19 protein-coding genes are annotated in these 18,540 nt (G+C 69.5%); 11 read left to right on the plus strand and 8 right to left on the minus strand.

What is annotated here, in order from left to right; translation table 11 throughout:
* Positions 1 to 13 precede the first annotated feature (13 nt).
* The gene (locus ACWGKS_RS07165) at positions 14 to 433 is read left to right on the plus strand and encodes a DNA-binding protein (RefSeq protein WP_358504965.1); all 420 of its coding nucleotides are present in this window, start codon (positions 14 to 16) and stop codon (positions 431 to 433) included.
* 108 nt (positions 434 to 541) lie between these two features.
* Here the strand turns inward: ACWGKS_RS07165 and ACWGKS_RS07170 are convergent, their stop codons facing one another.
* Complete coding sequence (locus ACWGKS_RS07170; protein ID WP_358504962.1) at positions 542 to 1,351, minus strand: thioesterase family protein; 810 nt, start codon at positions 1,349 to 1,351, stop codon at positions 542 to 544.
* Positions 1,352 to 1,480: 129 nt separating this feature from the next.
* A complete protein-coding gene (locus ACWGKS_RS07175; protein WP_358504959.1) occupies positions 1,481 to 2,020 on the minus strand; it encodes a DUF1062 domain-containing protein in 540 nt (179 codons plus the stop codon).
* Positions 2,021 to 2,305: 285 nt separating this feature from the next.
* On the opposite strand from ACWGKS_RS07175, the gene ACWGKS_RS07180 reads away from it, so the two are divergent.
* Entirely contained in the window at positions 2,306 to 2,437 is a 132-nt protein-coding gene (locus ACWGKS_RS07180) for a hypothetical protein (protein WP_358504956.1), read from the plus strand.
* Between the two features lie 12 nt (positions 2,438 to 2,449).
* Here ACWGKS_RS07180 and ACWGKS_RS07185 read toward each other — a convergent pair whose 3' ends face one another.
* Positions 2,450 to 2,944, minus strand: a complete 495-nt coding sequence (locus ACWGKS_RS07185; RefSeq protein ID WP_358504953.1) for a hypothetical protein — start codon at positions 2,942 to 2,944, stop codon at positions 2,450 to 2,452.
* A gap of 274 nt (positions 2,945 to 3,218) precedes the next feature.
* Here ACWGKS_RS07185 and ACWGKS_RS07190 point away from each other — a divergent pair, with 274 nt between their 5' ends.
* Together ACWGKS_RS07190 and ACWGKS_RS07195 are read left to right on the plus strand one after the other, a co-directional pair.
* Positions 3,219 to 3,740 (plus strand): GNAT family N-acetyltransferase, encoded by a 522-nt coding sequence (locus tag ACWGKS_RS07190; protein ID WP_358504950.1) that lies wholly within the window; start codon positions 3,219 to 3,221, stop codon positions 3,738 to 3,740.
* Positions 3,741 to 3,841: 101 nt separating this feature from the next.
* On the plus strand, positions 3,842 to 4,000 hold the full coding sequence (locus tag ACWGKS_RS07195) for a hypothetical protein (RefSeq protein WP_358504947.1): 159 nt from the start codon (positions 3,842 to 3,844) through the stop codon (positions 3,998 to 4,000).
* A 22-nt stretch (positions 4,001 to 4,022) separates the two neighbouring features.
* Here ACWGKS_RS07195 and ACWGKS_RS07200 read toward each other — a convergent pair whose 3' ends face one another.
* Entirely contained in the window at positions 4,023 to 5,012 is a 990-nt protein-coding gene (locus ACWGKS_RS07200) for a GNAT family N-acetyltransferase (RefSeq protein ID WP_358504944.1), read from the minus strand.
* A gap of 192 nt (positions 5,013 to 5,204) precedes the next feature.
* On the opposite strand from ACWGKS_RS07200, the gene ACWGKS_RS07205 reads away from it, so the two are divergent.
* From ACWGKS_RS07205 to ACWGKS_RS07215, 3 genes are read left to right on the plus strand one after another with little or no spacing between them, the layout of a single operon-like run.
* Positions 5,205 to 6,575 (plus strand): nitrate/nitrite transporter, encoded by a 1,371-nt coding sequence (locus ACWGKS_RS07205; protein ID WP_358504942.1) that lies wholly within the window; start codon positions 5,205 to 5,207, stop codon positions 6,573 to 6,575.
* Complete coding sequence (locus ACWGKS_RS07210; RefSeq protein ID WP_358504939.1) at positions 6,572 to 8,689, plus strand: molybdopterin oxidoreductase family protein; 2,118 nt, start codon at positions 6,572 to 6,574, stop codon at positions 8,687 to 8,689. Before ACWGKS_RS07205 ends, ACWGKS_RS07210 begins: the two co-directional genes overlap by 4 nt.
* A complete protein-coding gene (locus ACWGKS_RS07215; protein WP_358504936.1) occupies positions 8,686 to 10,143 on the plus strand; it encodes an FAD-dependent oxidoreductase in 1,458 nt (485 codons plus the stop codon). The genes ACWGKS_RS07210 and ACWGKS_RS07215 overlap by 4 nt, the downstream gene beginning before the upstream one ends.
* Positions 10,144 to 10,196: 53 nt before the next feature.
* Here ACWGKS_RS07215 and ACWGKS_RS07220 read toward each other — a convergent pair whose 3' ends face one another.
* On the minus strand, positions 10,197 to 10,685 hold the full coding sequence (locus ACWGKS_RS07220; RefSeq protein WP_358505037.1) for an anthrone oxygenase family protein: 489 nt from the start codon (positions 10,683 to 10,685) through the stop codon (positions 10,197 to 10,199).
* 305 nt (positions 10,686 to 10,990) lie between these two features.
* Between ACWGKS_RS07220 and ACWGKS_RS07225 the strand changes: the two genes are divergently transcribed.
* Positions 10,991 to 12,592, plus strand: a complete 1,602-nt coding sequence (locus ACWGKS_RS07225; RefSeq protein ID WP_358504933.1) for an OmpA family protein — start codon at positions 10,991 to 10,993, stop codon at positions 12,590 to 12,592.
* Between the two features lie 166 nt (positions 12,593 to 12,758).
* Here the strand turns inward: ACWGKS_RS07225 and ACWGKS_RS07230 are convergent, their stop codons facing one another.
* The 3 genes from ACWGKS_RS07230 to ACWGKS_RS07240 are packed head-to-tail and all read right to left on the minus strand — an operon-like array spanning position 12,759 to position 14,200.
* Complete coding sequence (locus tag ACWGKS_RS07230; protein WP_358504929.1) at positions 12,759 to 13,397, minus strand: DsbA family oxidoreductase; 639 nt, start codon at positions 13,395 to 13,397, stop codon at positions 12,759 to 12,761.
* Between the two features lie 12 nt (positions 13,398 to 13,409).
* Positions 13,410 to 13,658 carry a hypothetical protein gene (locus tag ACWGKS_RS07235; RefSeq protein WP_358504926.1) on the minus strand — a complete coding sequence of 83 codons (249 nt, stop codon included), beginning with the start codon at positions 13,656 to 13,658 and terminating at the stop codon, positions 13,410 to 13,412.
* Positions 13,659 to 13,711: 53 nt separating this feature from the next.
* Positions 13,712 to 14,200, minus strand: a complete 489-nt coding sequence (locus ACWGKS_RS07240) for a DUF6194 family protein (RefSeq protein ID WP_452455143.1) — start codon at positions 14,198 to 14,200, stop codon at positions 13,712 to 13,714.
* A gap of 336 nt (positions 14,201 to 14,536) precedes the next feature.
* Between ACWGKS_RS07240 and nirB the strand changes: the two genes are divergently transcribed.
* Genes nirB through ACWGKS_RS07255 form a run of 3 tightly spaced genes read left to right on the plus strand, consistent with a single transcriptional unit; the run spans position 14,537 to position 18,512 of the window.
* Positions 14,537 to 17,044 carry a nitrite reductase large subunit NirB gene (nirB, locus tag ACWGKS_RS07245; protein ID WP_358504888.1) on the plus strand — a complete coding sequence of 836 codons (2,508 nt, stop codon included), beginning with the start codon at positions 14,537 to 14,539 and terminating at the stop codon, positions 17,042 to 17,044.
* Positions 17,041 to 17,403 carry a nitrite reductase small subunit NirD gene (gene nirD / locus ACWGKS_RS07250; protein WP_358504885.1) on the plus strand — a complete coding sequence of 121 codons (363 nt, stop codon included), beginning with the start codon at positions 17,041 to 17,043 and terminating at the stop codon, positions 17,401 to 17,403. Before nirB ends, nirD begins: the two co-directional genes overlap by 4 nt.
* Positions 17,400 to 18,512 (plus strand): uroporphyrinogen-III synthase, encoded by a 1,113-nt coding sequence (locus tag ACWGKS_RS07255; RefSeq protein WP_358504882.1) that lies wholly within the window; start codon positions 17,400 to 17,402, stop codon positions 18,510 to 18,512. The genes nirD and ACWGKS_RS07255 overlap by 4 nt, the downstream gene beginning before the upstream one ends.
* The last annotated feature ends 28 nt before the right edge of the window (positions 18,513 to 18,540 follow it).

The raw sequence follows: 18,540 nt of genomic DNA on the forward strand, positions 1-18,540 counted from the left end.
GCATAGTTGAAGCATGAGTACCGAACAGCACCCCTTCAGCCGACCCGACCCCGAACGGATCCGCCGCGCCCGCGCCCCCGAGGCCCTCTTCCGCATCACCGAACGCCACGCCACCGGAGAGGCACGCGACCTGTGGCAGGAGCGCCGCCTGCCCATGTTCGCCCACGAGGCCATCCAACGCGTGTGCGACCTGACCGCCGGCACCGCCGTACCCGACGAAGGCGCCCCGGCCGTGGACGAGGCCGACCTGACCGCCGCCCTGACCCTGGTGCCCCTGGCCCGCGCCGAGTTCGACCAGATGGAGGCCGGCCTGCTCACCATGGCCAAAGGGCGCGGAATGACCTGGCAGGAACTGGCCTACGGGCTGGGTCTGGGCACCGCCCAGGCCGCCCGCCAACGCCACGAACGCCTACAGTCCCGCACCGACCACTGAACTCACCCGGGTCCCACCACGAACGGGCGGGGCCCGCCCCCGGTGATCTTGGGTTCTAGTGGTCGGAGCGGGCCCCGAACGGCACCCGCCCTCACACGCGGACAGCCCTCAGATCAGCATGGCCAGCTGGCGAGCCTGGGCGACCAAAGTGCCCTGACCGTCCCAGATCTCCATGTCCTCCTCGTGCAGACCATGGGACAGGTGCCTGGTGAACACCCGACAAGCCAACCAGCCGGGGGCCGGCCGGGCGCGCACGTGGGTGCTCAGCTCCACGGTGATCGTGTTGAACTCACCGATCTCCAGCACCGCCGGGACCGCGAAGTCCACCATGGCGGGCAGGGAGTGGGTGTCGGCGTCGCGACCGTCGGCGAAGCGCATCCAGAACTCGACCTCGGGGCGACCGTCCTTTTGCCCGTCCAACCAGGCGGGACGGCGCGGGTAGCGGTACTCGACGCGCCGGGCGATGGTGATGCCCTCCACCTCGCCGGAGAACTCGCTCGGCACCTGGCACTCCTCGGGGGCAGGCAGCTCCGGCGGACCTTGAAGGTGCAGCTCGCGTCCCTCCACGCTCAGGTCGCCATAGGTGGCGGTGGCGCGCAGGATCTCCTTGCCGCCCTGCTCGACCACGACGGCGCCGGTGGCCGTGCGACGCCCCTCGCGGATGGTCTCGGTACGCAGGTTCGCCGGGCCGGGGGCGGCGGGCCGCAGGTAGAAGGCGGAGACCGCCAAAGGGTCGGGCTGGGCGAGGGTCTGACCCAGGGCGTTGAGGGCGGTGCCCAACACGTAGCCACCGTTGGGATGGGAGGTGAAGGTGGTCCACCCATCGGTGAGGGTGGCGGTGAACCCGCCATCGGCGCTCTTGTGGACACGGGTGTCCCGGTCGAACTCGTACTCTTCGACGGGGCGATCTTGGCTCATGCACCAATGTTACCGGTGAGTAGCTTTGTCGGCCACAACAACCAGAATCCTATTCGGTCATCCGGTGGCGACCCCATTCCCACGGAGCCACCACCGGATGTGATGTTCACCCCTCGCACGTGCCCCCGGTCAGTCCCGGGGCATCAAGACGAAGGTGAACCCGGCGACCGTCGAACGACGCAACGAGGCCTCGCACTTGACCCGAGACCGCACTTCGTTGCGGCTCAGCCCCAACCCTTGGGCGATGAGCCGATCACGGCGCACCGGCACCGGATCCCGAAAGTGGACCCGGATTCGGACCGGCCACCGCTCATCGAACCCGGCCTGTGGGACCTCCAACCGCCAGGCCCCCTCCCAGTCCAGGGCGAAGCGGTGACGCCGGGCCATGAGCGGATCCAACAACCAGGACGCCACCGCCCCCGGATCGTTGGCGAGGTAGCCATCCAGCGTCGCCGGATCGAAGGACCCGACCGCCGCTCGCTCGTGCACGGCCAGCTTGCTCGTGTGATCACACGCAAGACAGCGGACCAACAGCCACACGTCCAGCAGCTTGCCATTGGCGTTGACACGGAACCTGCCCTGTCCGGTGGTGAACGACCCGGCCCGACAGTTCGGGCACCGCATCGACAGCAGCGGCAACCGGGTACGACGGACCACCCAGGGCAGCACGATATGAGGTTGAGAAGACACAGCACTCTCTAGACCTGACACGAGACCGATTACGCGCGGCCTCGAACGCTGATTCACCGGGCGCGCGAGAGCGGCCCGGCAGAGCCGACACCAGGGCCGGCTTCAAGAAGAGCGAAAGATGTCAGGTCTCAAGAGCAGGTGGGGTCACGCGGCGCCGTCTCCTCTGTTGTCCTCACGACGATGGGTCCACGAGCAACCTACAAAGGCGCACGAGCAACACACAAAGGGTTTTCCACCGAGCCGACCCATGGCAGGCTCGACCGCGTGATCGAGCCCTTCGCGATGTGGGAACACCCGGCCGGAATCGGGTTGGGCGGACCTTTGGCCGTGGCACCCGAACCCGAGCTCGCCCGGTTCGAGGAGAGGGGCTCTCAGCTGAGCCTGTCGGCGCGCTGAGCACCCACCCGTTCAGTCCTCACGGTCCCGGGACCCGTCGTTGTACTGAGTACCGATGATGTCCCCCTGGGCCCGCGCGCCACTCATGTCGACGTGGTCGCCCTTGTACTCGTGCATACCGCCGTGCACGTGCCCGGCCTGGATCACGAAGCTGCCACCCCCGATGTCACGGGCGGTGTTGACGATGGTGTCCCCGCCCCGCTGGGGAGCCACCTCGTCCAACAGGGCGCGCAGCTCGGTCGCGGCCTGGGGGTCCTCGCGCAGCAGACGGCGCAGCCGGGTCTTCCACTCCTGCTGCATATCCTCCAGGAGCGTGGGGTCCTCCTCCAGATCCGCTCGGGAGCGCTCCAACTCGCTCAAGGCCTCCTGCTTCTTGGCCGCATCACCCTTGAACAGGCGGGTGACCCAGGCCTGCACCACGGTCCATCCGCCCTTGACCATCTCCTGGGTCAAGACCTTGGCACCCTCTTCGAACAACTCCACCGCGTCATCCTCCACCGTCGTCACCAGGACTCTCACCGACCCGGAAAGCCCCACGAATAAGACACGGTAGCCCGCCGAGCGGTTCCGCGTCGGGTCTGGGAAAAACCGCTTCGGGCAACAGCGAGACCACTGTTAACGTTGACCGGCGCGGAGCCGAGAGCCGGCCACCGCAGACCGAGATACGGGTGAGTCGATGCCCCTCAGAGCCGGTGCCGCCACGAGCAGCGCCCACAACGTCCCCGAACACCGGGCCCTGAGCTGAACAGACGACGGGGCCCCACGAGCAAAGGTCCTTGAGTTGTCCGACCCCACACGAACCTGGTCCACCCGACCCGAGACCGGTGCCGACATCGGCGCCATCCACGCCATCAACGCGGCGGCCTTCGACACCGAGGCCGAGGCCGACCTGGTCGAGGCCCTGCGCGCCGACGCCCAGGCCTGGATCGAGGGATTGTCGATCCTCGCCCAGACCGACGAAGGTCGAGTCGTGGGCCACGCCCTGTTCACGCGCTGTCACGTGGACGGCGCCCCCGCGCTGGCGTTGGCCCCGTGCTCGGTCCTGCCCGCCTTCCAGCGCACCGGCGCCGGTTCGGCCGCCATCCGTACCGGTCTGGAGAGCGCACAGCGGATGGGCGAGAACCTCGTCCTGGTACTGGGACACGCCGACTACTACCCAAGGTTCGGCTTCACCCCGGCCTCCGGGTTCGGTGTGCGCGCCCCCTTCGAGGTGCCCGACGAGGCCATGATGGCCCTGGCCCTGGACCCCTCACGGCCCACACCGCGCGGGACCATCCGCTACCCGGAGGCCTTCGGCGTCTGAGCCACCGTGTGTGCGCCCCGCCCGGGGCGCGCACACACGGCGTCGGGAACCCGACGGGAGCCGACGACGTCGGATCAGGGACACCGAACGGAAGAGGGAACATGGGCGGCAAGTACGGGCAGGGCATGAACCTGGGTCTGGGGGTGGCCCTGGGCCTGTGTTTCGGATTGCTCTTCGACAGCGTGGCCATGGGCATCGCCTTCGGCGTGATGTTCGCACTGTGCTTCGGCGCCTCCAGCGCCAAGAAGAACCAGCGCTGACCCCAGACCCCCACCCAGGTGCTCAGCGCGCCGCCAGGCACTCCTCCACCAGCAAACGCTCGGCCACCCGCTCATACATCAACGACCGGTTGACCGCGAGCATCGCCGCGTTCTCCTGGTTGATGGTCACCGCCAGCGCCCGCACGTGCGGGAACAGATCGTGCACCCGCAGCGCCTGGGTGGCCTTGACCCGGCTGGCCAGCTTCCGACGACGATGGGCCGGCATCACCGCGGTGTCGTGCTGATCGGCCACCACACCACCGGTGACCGTGCACACGGTGGCCGCCACCACCTGATCCGACATCCGATCCAGCGCCGCGCCCACCACCAGACGTGAACCGTCCTCGGTGATCTTGCGTTCCCACTCGCGCACCTGCGCCGGCCCCCAGGACCGGGCCACCATCTGCAACGCCGCTCCGGGCGCGTCCAACAGATGCCCCATCACCCTCCCGAACGAGCGCACCAACTCCTCGGGGGCGGGCCCCTCCCAATGGGTGAGCCGATAACCGCGTGCCGGGGTGGCCGCCAGCGACCAACAGCGCCGCAGCGTGGCCTCGTCCAGGTACTGCTTTTGCAACTCCAACCGCAACAGGGTGCGCAGGTAGGGGCTGGCCCGAGCGAAGGGCTCACCCGGCTCACCGGCCAGCACGGTGCTCTGGAGCCGCTCCATGCCCAACGCCCGAGCCCGCTCGACCACCGTCTCGCGCAGCTCGCTCCCCATACCCATGCGGCGGGCCAGGGGGGCCACGAACAGTCGCAGGAACCCGATCCGCTCATCGTGGGGTTGTCCTCGCAGCTCGGCCACCCCCACCACCGGATCCCCCGCCGACAGACGCGAGGCCCACCGCCACCCCTGACCGGCCCGCCGCGAACGCAACCGCACCGCCAGGTCCTCGGCCCGAGGGGCCCCACCCGACAGCTCGCCCTGCCCCGCGGTGAAGATCGCCGTCCAAGCGGCCAGGTCAGGGTGGGAGGCCGTGACGGGGTCGAAGGATTCCACGAATGGGCTCACCCCGACACCGTTTCACATCCGGCCCCGCGCTGTCCCCCTCCCACAAGGGGCACGCCACCACCGTTCTCACCACCGGCGCCCAGACCGGGTGAGCCCACTGTTTCCCGCGCGTTACCTCACGACACGTCCCGGTAACCCCCGCTTCCTACCGTCGGCCACGACAAGCAGCCCTCGCACAGGAAGGCACCGATCATGAGCGCTCACACCGGCGTGCGAGCCCCACGCATCGGACCCGGCCCGATCACCCACTGGGACCCCGAGGACCACACCTTCTGGGAGAGCGCCGGCCGCAGGGTGGCCCACCGCAACCTGTGGGCCTCCATCGCCTCCGAACACGTCGGCTTCTCGGTCTGGTCGATCTGGTCGGTACTGGTGCTGTTCATGACCCCCGAGCACGGTTTCTCCACCACACCGGAGCAGAAGTTCCTGTTGCTGTCGGTGGTCACCCTGGTCGGCGCCCTGCTGCGGGTGCCCTACACCCTGGCCGTACCCCTGTTCGGTGGACGCGACTGGACCATCGTGTCCACCACACTGCTGATCGTGCCCACCACGGCCGCGTTCTTCCTCATCCAGGCCCCGAACACCCCGTTCTGGCTGATGTTGACCCTGGCCGCCACCGCGGGGCTGGGCGGCGGCAACTTCTCCTCCTCCATGGCCAACATCAACTCCTACTTCCCCGAACGCGAAAAGGGGCGGGCCCTGGGGTTGAACGCCGGAGGCGGCAACATCGGGGTGGCCACCGTCCAACTGGTGGGACTGGCGGTCATCGCCCTGTTCACCACCTCGGCCGCACACCTGGTGCCCCTGTTCTACGCCCCGCTGATCCTGCTGGTGGCCTGGTGGGCACTGCGATCGATGAACAACCTGCCCCACGTCCCAAGCCACACCCGCGCCCGACTCTCGGCCATCCAGGACCGCCACTTCTGGATCATGTCGGTGCTCTACATCGGCACGTTCGGATCCTTCATCGGCACCGGCTTCGCCTTCGCCCTGCTGTTGCAGACCCAGTTCGGACTCACCCCCCTCACCTCGGCCGCGATCGCCGTCCTGGGCCCGATCATCGGCTCCCTGCTACGCCCGGTGGGCGGCAGATGGGCCGACTCCCTGGGCGGAGCCCGCCTCACCCTGTGGGTGTTCACCGCCATGGCCGTGTGCGCCGGAGTGCTCCTGCTCGCCGCCCAGGGCTCCCACCTCACGCTCTTCGTCGGCGCGTTCGCGGTGATGTTCACCCTCACCGGCCTGGGCAACGGCTCCACCTACAAGATGATCCCCACCATCCACGCGGCCAGGGCCAAGGACGCCATCGCCGCCGGAGAACCCCGCGAACAGGCCCTGGAACGCACCAGGGACACCTCCTCCTCCATGCTCGGACTCATCGGAGCGGTCGGCGCCCTGGGCGGGGTGGGCGTCAACGTCACCTTCCGCGAGTCCTTCGCCGCCACCGGATCCACCGCACCCGCCTTCGCGGCCTTCGCGGTGTTCTACCTGGTGTGCGCGGCCCTGACGTACCTGGTCTACTTACGCCCGCACACCACCTCGCCCACCGGAACGGCCACACGATGACCGCCCCCTCCGACCAGGCCACCCGCACCCACTGCCCCTACTGCGCCCTGCAATGCGCCATGGACCTGAGCCCCACCCCTCAAGGGACCCTGACCGTGCGACCCGCCCCCTTCCCCACCAACCGGGGAGGCCTGTGTCGCAAGGGTTGGACCTCCACCGAGGTCCTCAACACCCCCGACCGACTCACCCGCCCCCTGATGCGCAAGGACCGCACCTCACCCCTGCGCGAAGTGGACTGGGACACCGCCCTGGACCACATCGTCCAACGACTCCTCTCGTTGCGCACCGAATCGGGCCCCGACAGCGTCGCGGTCTTCGGCAGCGGAGCACTGACCAACGAGAAGTCCTACCTCCTGGGCAAGTTCGCCCGACTGGCCCTGGGCACCTCCCAGATCGACTACAACGGCCGCTTTTGCATGTCCTCCGCGGCGGCCGCCGGCAACCGCGCCTTCGGTCTGGACCGCGGCATGGCCTTCCCCCTGACCGACCTCGCCCACGCCGACGTGGTCCTGCTGGCCGGCGCCAACCCGGCCGAGACCATGCCACCGATGATGGGACACCTGAGCGCACCCCGCCTGGTGGTCATCGACCCGCGCCGCACCGCCACCGCACGCACCGCCCTGGACAACGGCGGACTCCACCTGGCCCCACGCCCGGGAACCGACACCGCCCTGGCCCTGAGCCTGCTGCACGCCACCCTCACCAGAGGATGGGGCGACCCCGACTTCGTCCAGACCCGCACCAGCGGCTTCGACACCGCCTGGCAGCGAGCCGCCGCCTGGTGGCCCGAACACGCCGAACCCGTCACCGGGGTACCCGCCGCCCAGATCCGCGCCACCGCCGACCTGCTCGGCCGAGCCGCACGCGAGCGATCGGCCTACGTCCTGACCGGACGCGGCACCGAACAGCACACCAAGGGCACCGACACCGTCTCCGCCTGGATCAACCTGGCCCTGGCCCTGGGCCTACCCGGCCGCACCGGCTCCGGCTACGGGTGCATCACCGGCCAGGGCAACGGCCAAGGCGGCCGCGAACACGGACAAAAAGCCGACCAACTACCCGGCTACCGTCACATCGACGACCCCACCGCACGCGCCCACGTGGCCCAGGTGTGGGGCATGGACCCCCAAGACCTGCCTGGAGCGGGTCGCAGCGCCTTCGAACTCCTCGACGCCCTGGGCACCCCGGGCGGACCCCGCGCCATGCTCCTCTTCGGCGCCAACCCGGCCGTGTCCGCACCCCACACCACCCACGTACACCAACGCCTACGATCCCTGGACCTACTGGTCACCGCCGACTTCGTCCTGTCCGAGACCGCCGCCATGTCCGACGTGGTCCTGCCCGTGACCCAATGGGCCGAGGAATCGGGCACCATGACCAACCTCGAAGGACGCGTCCTACGCCGACGCCGCGCCACACCGCCACCACCGGGGGTACGCACCGACCTGCACGTCCTCAACTCCCTGGCCACCCGTCTGGGCCACCCCCACACGGCCTTTCCCACCGACCCCGACACCATCCTGAGCGAACTGGGCGCCGCCTCCGCCGGCGGAGCGGCCGACTACTCCGGGCTGAGCCCCCAACGCCTGGACGGCGAGCAGGCACTGTACTGGCCGCTTCCCCAAGACGGCTCCACCACCCCCCGCCTGTTCCTGGACTCCTTCGCCCACCCCGACGGGCGCGCCCGTTTCACCCCCGTCGATCACCGCCCACCGGCCGAGGAACCCGACCAGGACCACCCCCTCATCCTCACCACCGGCCGCCTCATGGGCCACTACCAGTCCGGCGCCCAGACCCGCCGCGTTCGCGAACTCACCGACGCCGAACCCTCGGCGTATGTGGAGGTGCACCCCGACACCGCGGCGCGCGCCGGACTCACCCACAACGACTGGGCCCACCTGACCTCCCGGCGCGGCACCACCCTGGCCCGGGTACGCCTTGACCCCACCGCCCGCCTGGACACGGTGTTCATGCCCTTCCACTACGCCGGGGCCCAGGCCGCCAACAACCTCACCCACCCCGCCCTGGACCCCACCAGCCGCATGCCCGAGTTCAAGGTCGCCGCCGTGCGCCTGGAACCGGCCCCGACCCCACCGACCGGAGGAACCCCGTGAGCCCCCACCCGTCCCCGCGCCGGATCGTGGTCATCGGCAACGGCATGGTCGGCGCACGTCTGGCAGAGGAGATCGCCCGCCTGGACCCCGACGGCACCCGGGTGGACCTGCGCGTGGTGGGCGCCGAACACCACCCCGCCTACAACCGGGTCCTGCTCCCACAGGTCCTGGCCGGCACCCACACCCCCGAACAGATCCGACTGCCCATACCCCACACCCCCGGGGTGAACGTGCGCACCGGCGTGACCGCCACCCGCGTCGACACCACACGAGGACGCGTGGAACTGGACGAGGGCACCCACCTGGACTTCGACGACCTGGTCCTGGCCACCGGAGCCCGCGCCGCCCTGCCACCCATCCCAGGCGTCAACACCCCCGACAACACCCCCGGCACGGGGGTGTGCGCCCTACGAGACCTGGACGATTGCGAACGCGCGCTGTCCCTGGTCCGCCCGGGCGCACCCGTGGTGGTCCTGGGCGGCGGCGTCCTTGGATTGGAAACCGCCCGCGGCCTGGTCGAGCGCGGCGCCCGGGTGAGCCTGGTGGAGTCCTCGCCCTGGATCATGCGCCGCCAGATCGACCGACCGGCCGCCCACATCCTGGCCCGCCTCTACCAGGATCTGGGCGTGAGCGTGCACTCCTGGCGGGTGGCCCACCGATGGATCCCCACAACCGGCCTGGAACTGGACGACGGCCGTGTCCTGGCCGGTGACGCCCTGATGGTCACCGCGGGGGTGCGCGCCAACGTCGAACTGGCCAAGGACGCCGGTATCGAGGTCGAACACGGTGTCGTGGTCGACGACCACCTGACCACCTCGCACAGCCGTGTCCACGCCATCGGCGACTGCGCCCAGCACCCCGGGGGAGGGGCCGGGCTGATCCGACCGGGCTGGGAACAGGCCGCGGTACTGGCCCATCGCCTCACCGGAGCCGAACCGGGCGCCCGCTACCGGGGCGCCCGCCCACAGACACGCCTCAAGGCCCAGGGCATCGAACTGACCGCGTTCGGCCGCGTCCAAGAAGAGGACGAGGGCCCCCAGGTGGAGACCGTCACCGTCAGCGACCCCCACGGGGGCCGCTACGCCAAGTTGTCGGTGCGCCACGAGCGTGTGGTGGGCGCGGTCCTACTCGGCTTCCCCGAGGCCGCGGCCACCCTGTCCCAGCTCTACGACACCGCCGCGCCCGTACCCGCCGACCGCCTCGCCCTGGTCCAGGGACGCCCCCTGCCGACCACCGATGAGCGAACCCCCGCCCCGGCCCCGGTGTGCCGGTGCAACGCGGTGGGAGCAGAGGAGATCGAACAGGCCTGGTCGCAGGGGGCCCGCACCCGCCAGGCCATCGCCGAACACACCCGTGCCACCACCGGCTGCGGAGGCTGCGTGCGCGACGTCGACGCCCTGTTGGCGGGGCTGGGCCGGGCCGGCCCCATCCCCACTCCCGCCTCCGTGCCCTGAACGACCACACCCCCGGGGTTTCGGTCCACTCACGCAACTGTTCAGGGCCCACCTCAGCGCAGGGACAAACCCACCACACAGCACACCAAAGCGACCACCGACATCAGGGTGCGCACATTGTTCCAGCGCACCCACACCGGCTCGAAGGCGGACCGCGCCGCCGCCACATCCTCCGCCTTGGCGGCCGGCCCCACGGCGTCCAAGGCGTTGTTGCGCGGAACGTTCACCGTGAAGGTGACGGCCACCGCCACCACCAACGCCGCCAACCCCACCCCCGTCCAAAGCGCCGAGTGGTGCGCGCCGGCCGCGAACAAGAGCGCCGTAGAGCCCAGCACCGCCACCGGCGCACCCACGAACACCAGCGCGAACATCGGATTGAGGATGGCGGAGTTGATGCGCTGCATCGACTCCACCATCGCCTGGTCCCGCGCCCTGGCCAGGCCGGGCATCACCGCCATCGAAAAACCCAGGAACAACCCCGCGAACAGGCCCGTCAACACCACGGCCAGCACCGGAACGAACCCGAACACCACCTGTGTCACATCCACACGCCCACCCTCCCTCGCCGGGGACGACCCACCCGGGGGAACCGCCCCACAACATCGAAGCACCTCCCCGCCCGGCGCGCCATGGCCCACCACCACCGCCCACCCCAAGGCCGCGACCGAAACCGGTCACCCTCCCAACCGAATACCGTGTCTTCGGTGCGGGCCCCGGGGCCACCATCGGCCCGAGCCCTTTTGCCCGCTTACCGAACCAGAATCGGCTCCCAAGCGTCTGAGCGGCAAAGCGATCCACAACCCCCGGCCCTCCCCAACGGCCGAAGACGCACAAGGAGCCCCCGCACATGTCCCAACGAGCCCTCGGCGCGATCGGCGCGGCTCTGGCGCTGAGCCTGGCCCTGAGCTCCTGTGGTCTGGTCCGCGACCTCACCGACGGTGAGGATGGGCCCCCGACCCAGGAGAGCCCCGAACAGGCCCAAGAGAGCCCCGCACCGGAACTTCCCTACACCCGCCAGGGCCGCATGTTCGTCGAAGACGGCAACGACGTCGCCTTCGAGGTCGTCATCAACGCACTCGAATCCAACGGCGAGTACATGATGATCGACGTCACCCACAACATCCTCGAACCCCTGCCCGGCACCGTCACCAGCGCCGTGGCCCCCATCCGCATGGTCGACCCGCTCTCCGGCGAGGTCCTTCGGGTGTTGAACAACGAAGAGCACGGCGAGAACTACGGCACCTACTTCGAGGAGGGCGACCCCTTCCTGCCCACCCACGAAGGTCTGCCCCTGCCCATGCGCCGCTACTTCCCCGCCCCCAGCGAGAACGTGCGGACCCTCACCTTCACCGGCGCCGGACTGGGTTACGTCCCCGGGGTCCCCATCACCCACGTCGACGAGTTCACCGAAGCACCCGAACCCAACGTCTACGACCACATCGACCCCGACACCTGGGAACAGGGCGAGCTGCCCGAGGAGATCTTCTACCCCGAGGACGTACCCGAACCGGGCCTGGACGTGGACGCCTACCGCCAGTCCATGGAGAGCTTCGTCGACAGCCCCATCGCCTCCACCACCCGCTCCGGTGACCAGGAGACCATCGCCCTGCACTCGGACAACATGTTCGAGGTCGATGAGGCCGACCCCACCGACGAGGCGGCCGAGACCATCCGCCAGACCGCGGCCTCCCTGCGCGAGAACCTGGCCCAGGGCACCGAGATCACCGTCATCGGCCACACCGACTCCACCGGCTCCGACAGCCACAACCAGACCCTGTCCCAGGAGCGGGCCCAGGCCGCCCGTGAACTCATCGAAGAGGAACTGGGGCAAGGCTTCACCTTCGCCACCGAGGGGCGCGGCGCCGACGAACTCCTGGCCCAGGAGGGCGGGGACGACGACGAGGAGGCCCGCGCCCGCAACCGCCGCGTGGAGTTCTTCTACGAGGTGCCCATGGACGCCACCGACAGCGAGGACACCGAAGGCCTGGACGCCGCCCAACGCCACGTGGCCGACCCGGCCCCCTACTTCGAGGAGATGGACGTGCACACCACCGTCTCCCACAACGACATCGACCTGAACGTCTACCCGCTGGTGCGCGACGGCGCCTACCTGTTCCAGGTGGTGGGGTTCCAGAACTCCACCCTGAGCGATCTGGAGGCGGACCTGGAGGGTGACGAGGCGCGCCTGCCGGGCAGCCCCGCCCAGTACGCCGAGGGCACCATGGGCGGTTTCCGTCTGGAGGAGGCCGACTCCGGACTGATCCGCTACGTGATCCGCATCAGCACCGGCGAGGAGGAGTACGAGGACTTCGCCGACGAGATCCACACCCTCAGCCCGGGCGAGGAGTACCTGGCCCTGGCGGTCTTTCCCGCCCCGGCCACCGACGTCGCCGAGATGACCCTGTACGCGGGCGCCTTCGGTGAGATCCCCCAGATCCCCATCCAGTAGGGACCCGGGCCACATGGTCCGGTGCCCCGCCTCCCCGCACGGGGACGGGGCACCGCCCCCATCCGAGCGAAAGCACCCTCGCCCCCCGGGACCGGATACGACGAAGGGGGCCGCCGCCCTGCCCGGGACGCCGGCCCCCTCACGCGTTCGCAGGTGAACCCCTCGATCAGCCCTTTTGGGCGTAGGCCTTGTCCAACGCCGCGCTGAAGACCTCCAGCGGCTGGGCTCCGGAGATCCCCAAGGCCCGGTCCAGCACGAAGAAGGGCACACCCGTGGCGCCCAGGCGGCGGGCCTCCTCGATGTCGGCGCGCACCTGGTCGGCGTATTGGTCGCCCTCCAACACGGTGCGGGCCCGCTCGGTGTCCAGACCGATCTCGCCGGCCAGCTCCACCAGGGTGTCCACGTCGTTGAGCACACGCCCCTGCACCAACTGGGCGTTCATCAGCCGCTCGTGCGCCGCATCACCCAGACCGTGCTCACGGGCCAGGTGGGTCAACCGGTGGGCGTCGAAGGTGTTGACCATGACCCCGCCCGCGAAGTCATAGCGCAACCCCTCCTGGGCGGCCACCTGCTGGACCTGCTCGGTCATGGCCTGAACCTGCTCGCGTGGGGCGTTCATCTTCTTGGCCAGGGAGTCATAGACCGGCTCGCTCACCCCCTGGGGGAAGGTGGGGTCCAGCTGGAAGCTACGCCAGAGGATCTCGACCTCCTCGGCGTGCTCGAAGTCCGCCAACGCCCGCTCCAGACGACGCTTGCCGATGTAGCACCACGGGCAGACGATGTCGGACCATACTTCGATTCTCAATGTCATCCCCGCTCAGAGACAGATTCCGTCCGAGCACACCGGCGCGTCCTCGGAACCCAACGTCACCAGACCCTCGACCAAAGGCAGGGCCAAGACCCGCTCCCTGTCCTGGCCCCGGTCCCGGGGGAGCGTTTCATCCGGGACCCGCTCATCCTGTTCGGGCTCGCCATCGTTCAACTCCAAGGCCCCTTCCCGGTCGATGAGCGCCGACTTCGACGACGCCGGACGACCACCGCCGCACACACTCGATTCGGCGATCACAACACCGAGCGAAGCCGGTTACTTCCCACCACTCACCCCATTTGTAACTTTTCCTAGGGTACCTGCCCAGTGGTTCGCGCCTGATGGCGCGCCACCGCCCGCCGCCAGGCCGCACCCACCAGTTCACGCAACCGGTCACCGGTGCGCGGGCCCGGGCACACCACCGACACCCACCCCTGCACGGCGTAGACCGGATGCGGCAACAACCGATCCGACTCGGTGAAGTCGACGTCGGCGCCGACCGCGGCGTGCTCGGCGGGGGAGTGGCCCACCACCTCGGTGAACAGGGCCCTTCCCACCGCGACGTTGACCCGGAACACCCCTTCCCGGTCCAGGTCGGAGACGGTGTCAAAGCCCGGATAGTCCTTGGTCACCACCGTCACGAACGGCTGGAACCCCCGCCCACCGGCCCGCCCGTGCGGCTCATAGGTGAGGAAGGTATCGCCCCAGGCCACCTGGGGCGCCCCACTCTCCTTACTCGCCCGATCCACCCGCACCGACCCCAGAGCGGCCACCAAAGCGATGACCTCCTCCTCGTTCATCGCACACACCCCTTCCTCAGCACACAGGGCCGACCCGGACGCCCGCCCCACTCCTACCTTCGAGTGTGTCATTGAACTGCTTTGTGAGACCTGGAGCAGAAAAACCACGCACCATCAGCGATCAGGGGAGAACAACCCTCAAATCACTTCACCCGACCCGCGCTCCACAACACCCACCCCCGGCGCACCCACCCTGTCCACGCCACCGATCACACACCCCCGGCCCTGCACCGACAGCACAACGAAACACCCACGAAACCACCATCTGACCCCGGGGAAACACCCGACCGGTTGCCTGAAAAACACCTCCCACCCCGACCACGCAGGAGACCACCCGTGGAAGAACTCGTCGTCATCGGCAACGGCATGGTCGGCCACCGACTCATCGAAGCCCTCAACGACCGCGACCACGACCACCGATGGCGCATCACCGTCGTGGGCGAGGAACCCCACACCGCCTACGACCGTGTGGCCCTGTCCACCTACCTCGAAGGCGCCACCACCCAAGACCTGTCCCTGGGCCGAGTGAGCGGCCCCCACGTCCACGTACACGTCGACGAACGCGCCACCGCCATCGACCGCACCCAACGCACCATCACCACCCACACCGGCCGCACCCTGCCCTACGACCGCCTCGTCCTGGCCACCGGCTCCAGCCCCTTCGTGCCACCCATCCCCGGCCACGACCTACCCGGCTGCCACCTCTACCGCACCATCCAGGACCTGGACGACCTCACCACCGACGCCCAAGGCGCCCACACCGGCGTGGTCATCGGCGGCGGCCTCCTGGGCCTCGAAGCCGCCAACGCCCTTCGCCTACTGGGCCTTGAGGCCCACGTGATCGAACTGGCACCCCACCTGATGCCCACCCAAATCGACCAGGGAGCCGGAGCCCTCCTCCAACGCCTGATCACCGACCTGGGCGTGCACGTACACACCAACACCGCCACCACCGCCATCGAACCCGGACCCAACGGCCGCGCACAACGCCTCCTCCTGGACGACGGCACCCACCTGGACACCGACCTGGTCGTGTTCTCCGTCGGCATCCGCCCCCGCGACGAACTCGCCCGAGCCGCCGACCTGCGCCTGGGCCCACGCGGAGGCGTGGACATCGACCACACCTGCACCACCAGCGACCCCACCATCCACGCCATCGGCGAGGTCGCCCACCACAACGGCACCATCTACGGCCTCATCGCCCCCGGCAACGCCATGGCCGAAGTCCTCACCGACCGCCTCCTGGGCGGCGACGCCACCTTCACCGGCGCCGACACCTCCACCAAACTCAAACTCCTGGGCGTGGACGTGGCCAGCTTCGGCGACGCCCACGCCGGCGCACCCCAAGCCCTGGACGTGGTCGTCAACGACGCCGCCAAAGGCCGCTACGCCAAACTCGTCCTGTCCGACGACGCCACCACCCTGCTCGGCGGCATCCTGGTCGGCGACGCCTCCGCCTACGCCACCCTGCGCCCCCTGGTCGGACAACCCCTGCCCGGCGACCCACTGGCCCTGATCAGCCCCTCGGGCGAGACCGGCCCGGGCACCCACCAACTGCCCGACCACGCCCAGATCTGCTCCTGCAACGCCGTCACCAAAGCCCAGGTGTGCCAGGCCATCGACGACGGCGCCCAAGACGTGCCCGCGCTGAAGTCCCGCACCCGCGCCGGCACCAGCTGCGGCTCGTGCGTGCCCATGCTCAAGCAGATCCTGGCCCGCTCGGGCATCACCCAATCCAGCGCCCTGTGCGAACACTTCACCCACTCGCGCACCGAACTGTGGGAGATCGTCCGCTCCACCACCATCACCACCTTCTCCGAGCTCATCGCCACCCACGGCACCGGCCGCGGCTGCGACGTGTGCAAGCCCGCCATCGCCTCCATCCTGGCCTCCCAAGGCCACGGCCACATCCTCAACGGCGAACAGGCCACCCTGCAGGACACCAACGACCGCTACCTGGCCAACCTGCAACGCAACGGCAGCTACTCGGTGGTGCCACGCATCCCCGGCGGTGAGATCACCCCCGACAAACTCATCGTCATCGGCGAGGTCGCCCGCGACTTCGACCTCTACACCAAGATCACCGGCGGCCAACGCATCGACATGTTCGGCGCCCGCCTGGAACAACTCCCCGCCATCTGGACACGCCTGGTCCAGGCCGGTTTCGAGTCCGGACACGCCTACGGAAAGTCCCTGCGCACCGTCAAATCATGCGTGGGCACCACCTGGTGCCGCTACGGCGTCCAAGACTCGGTGGGCCTGGCCATCCGCCTGGAGGAGCGCTACCGGGGCCTGCGCTCACCCCACAAACTCAAGGCCGCCGTGTCCGGATGCGCCCGCGAATGCGCCGAAGCCCGCAGCAAGGACTTCGGGGTCATCGCCACCGACACCGGCTGGAACCTGTACGTGGGCGGCAACGGCGGCTTCACCCCCCACCACGCCGAACTGCTCGCCACCGACCTGGACACCCACACCCTCATCCGCCACATCGACCGGTTCCTGATGTTCTACGTCCGCACCGCCGACCGTCTCCAACGCACCGCCACCTGGATCCAGGCCATGGACGGCGGCCTGGACCACCTGCGCGCCGTCATCGTCGACGACCACCTGGGCATCGCCGCCGACCTGGAAGCGGCCATGGCCGACCACGTGGCCTCCTACACCGACGAATGGGCCGCCGTGCTCTCCGACCCCGACAAACTCGCCCGCTTCGTCTCCTTCACCAACGCCCCGCACACCCCCGACCCCACCATCGCCTTCACCACCACCCGCGACCAACCCGTCCCCACACCCACCCCCCTGGGCATGCCCACCCTCCCACCCACCAAGGAGACCACCCCATGACCACCCTGGCCCCACCACCGACCTGGATCGACGCCTGCCCCACCCACCACCTCGAAACCGAGATCGGCCTGGCCGTCCTGCTACCCGACCACCACCAAATCGCCCTGTTCCGCACCCACGACGGCCACCTGTACGCCGTGGACAACCTCGACCCCCACACCGGCGCCGCCGTCATCTCCCGCGGAATCGTCGGCGACCGCTCAGGCGAACCCACCATCGCCTCACCCATGCTCAAACACGTCTTCAGCCTGCGCACCGGCCAGGGCCTCGACAACGACAACATCCGCCTGTCCACCTGGCCCGTACGCCAACACCACGGCATGCTCCAAATCGGCACCACACCCCAAGGAACACCGTGAGCACCACCGCACCCCTGGCCGGGTTCACCGTCGCCGTGACCGCCGCACGCCGCACCGAGGAACTCACCGCCCTACTCCACCGCAAGGGCGCCCAGGTCATCGCCGCACCCACCCTGCGCATCGTCCCCTTGAGCGACGACCAACGCCTGGCCACGGTCTCCGAACAACTCACCCGCACCCCCGCCGACATCGTCGTGGCCACCACCGGCATCGGCTTTCGCGGATGGGTCGAGGCCTGCGAGACCTGGGGCACCGCCCAACCCCTGCTCCAGGCCATGCGCTCCTCACGCCTACTGGCACGCGGCCCCAAAGCCAAGGGCGCCATCCGCGCGGCCGGCCTCACCGAGGAATGGTCACCACCCTCGGAATCCTCCGCCGAGGTCCTGGACCACCTGCTGAACCTCGGTGTCCAAGGCCTGCGCGTGGCCGTCCAACTACACGGCCAACCCCTCCCGGACTTCACCGCCGCCCTACGCCTGGCCGGCGCCGAGGTCATCGAGGTCCCCGTCTACCGGTGGACCCCACCCGAACACACCGCACCCCTGGACCGCCTCATCGAGGCCATCACCACCGGGGGAGTGGACGCGGTCACCTTCACCAGCGCCCCCGCCGCAGCCGGCCTGCTCACCCACGCCCACACCACCCACACCGGCCCCGCCCTGGTGGGCGCCCTACGCCACCACGTCATGGCGATGTGCGTGGGACCGGTCACCGCACGCCCCCTCATGGCTTACGACATCCCCACCCTGTGGCCCGAACGCGCCCGCATCGGCGCCCAGGTCCGCACCCTGGCCCAGGCACTACCCGCCCGATTCCCCACCCTGACCATCGCCGGCCACCGACTGCGCCTGCGCGGCCACGCCGTCCTGGTCGACGGCACCGTCCACACCCTCTCGCCCACCCTGATGCGTCTCATGCGCGCCCTGGCCCACCACCCCGGACAGGTCCAAAGCCGCACCCACCTACTCACCTGCCTGGGCCAGGACGCCGACACCCACGCCGTCGAAACGGCCGTGGCCCGCCTGCGCACCGCCCTGGGCGACCCCAAGATCATCCAAACGGTCGTCAAACGCGGCTACCGCCTGGCCCTGGAAACCCACCCATGCTGAAACCCGCCCTCCTCCCGACCCTGGGCGC

This window comes from Nocardiopsis sp. NPDC055879 (genome assembly GCF_053615935.1).

Excerpts from the sequence above, each read along its gene's own strand:
- ACWGKS_RS07165 (WP_358504965.1), top strand. The coding sequence starts at position 14 with ATGAGTACCGAACAGCACCCCTTCAGCCGACCCGACCCCGAACGGATC.
- ACWGKS_RS07170 (WP_358504962.1), bottom strand. The coding sequence starts at position 1,351 with ATGAGCCAAGATCGCCCCGTCGAAGAGTACGAGTTCGACCGGGACACC.
- ACWGKS_RS07195 (WP_358504947.1), top strand. The coding sequence starts at position 3,842 with ATGGGCGGCAAGTACGGGCAGGGCATGAACCTGGGTCTGGGGGTGGCC.
- ACWGKS_RS07205 (WP_358504942.1), top strand. The coding sequence starts at position 5,205 with ATGAGCGCTCACACCGGCGTGCGAGCCCCACGCATCGGACCCGGCCCG.
- ACWGKS_RS07210 (WP_358504939.1), top strand. The coding sequence starts at position 6,572 with ATGACCGCCCCCTCCGACCAGGCCACCCGCACCCACTGCCCCTACTGC.
- ACWGKS_RS07225 (WP_358504933.1), top strand. The coding sequence starts at position 10,991 with ATGTCCCAACGAGCCCTCGGCGCGATCGGCGCGGCTCTGGCGCTGAGC.
- ACWGKS_RS07240 (WP_452455143.1), bottom strand. The coding sequence starts at position 14,200 with ATGAACGAGGAGGAGGTCATCGCTTTGGTGGCCGCTCTGGGGTCGGTG.
- nirD (WP_358504885.1), top strand. The coding sequence starts at position 17,041 with ATGACCACCCTGGCCCCACCACCGACCTGGATCGACGCCTGCCCCACC.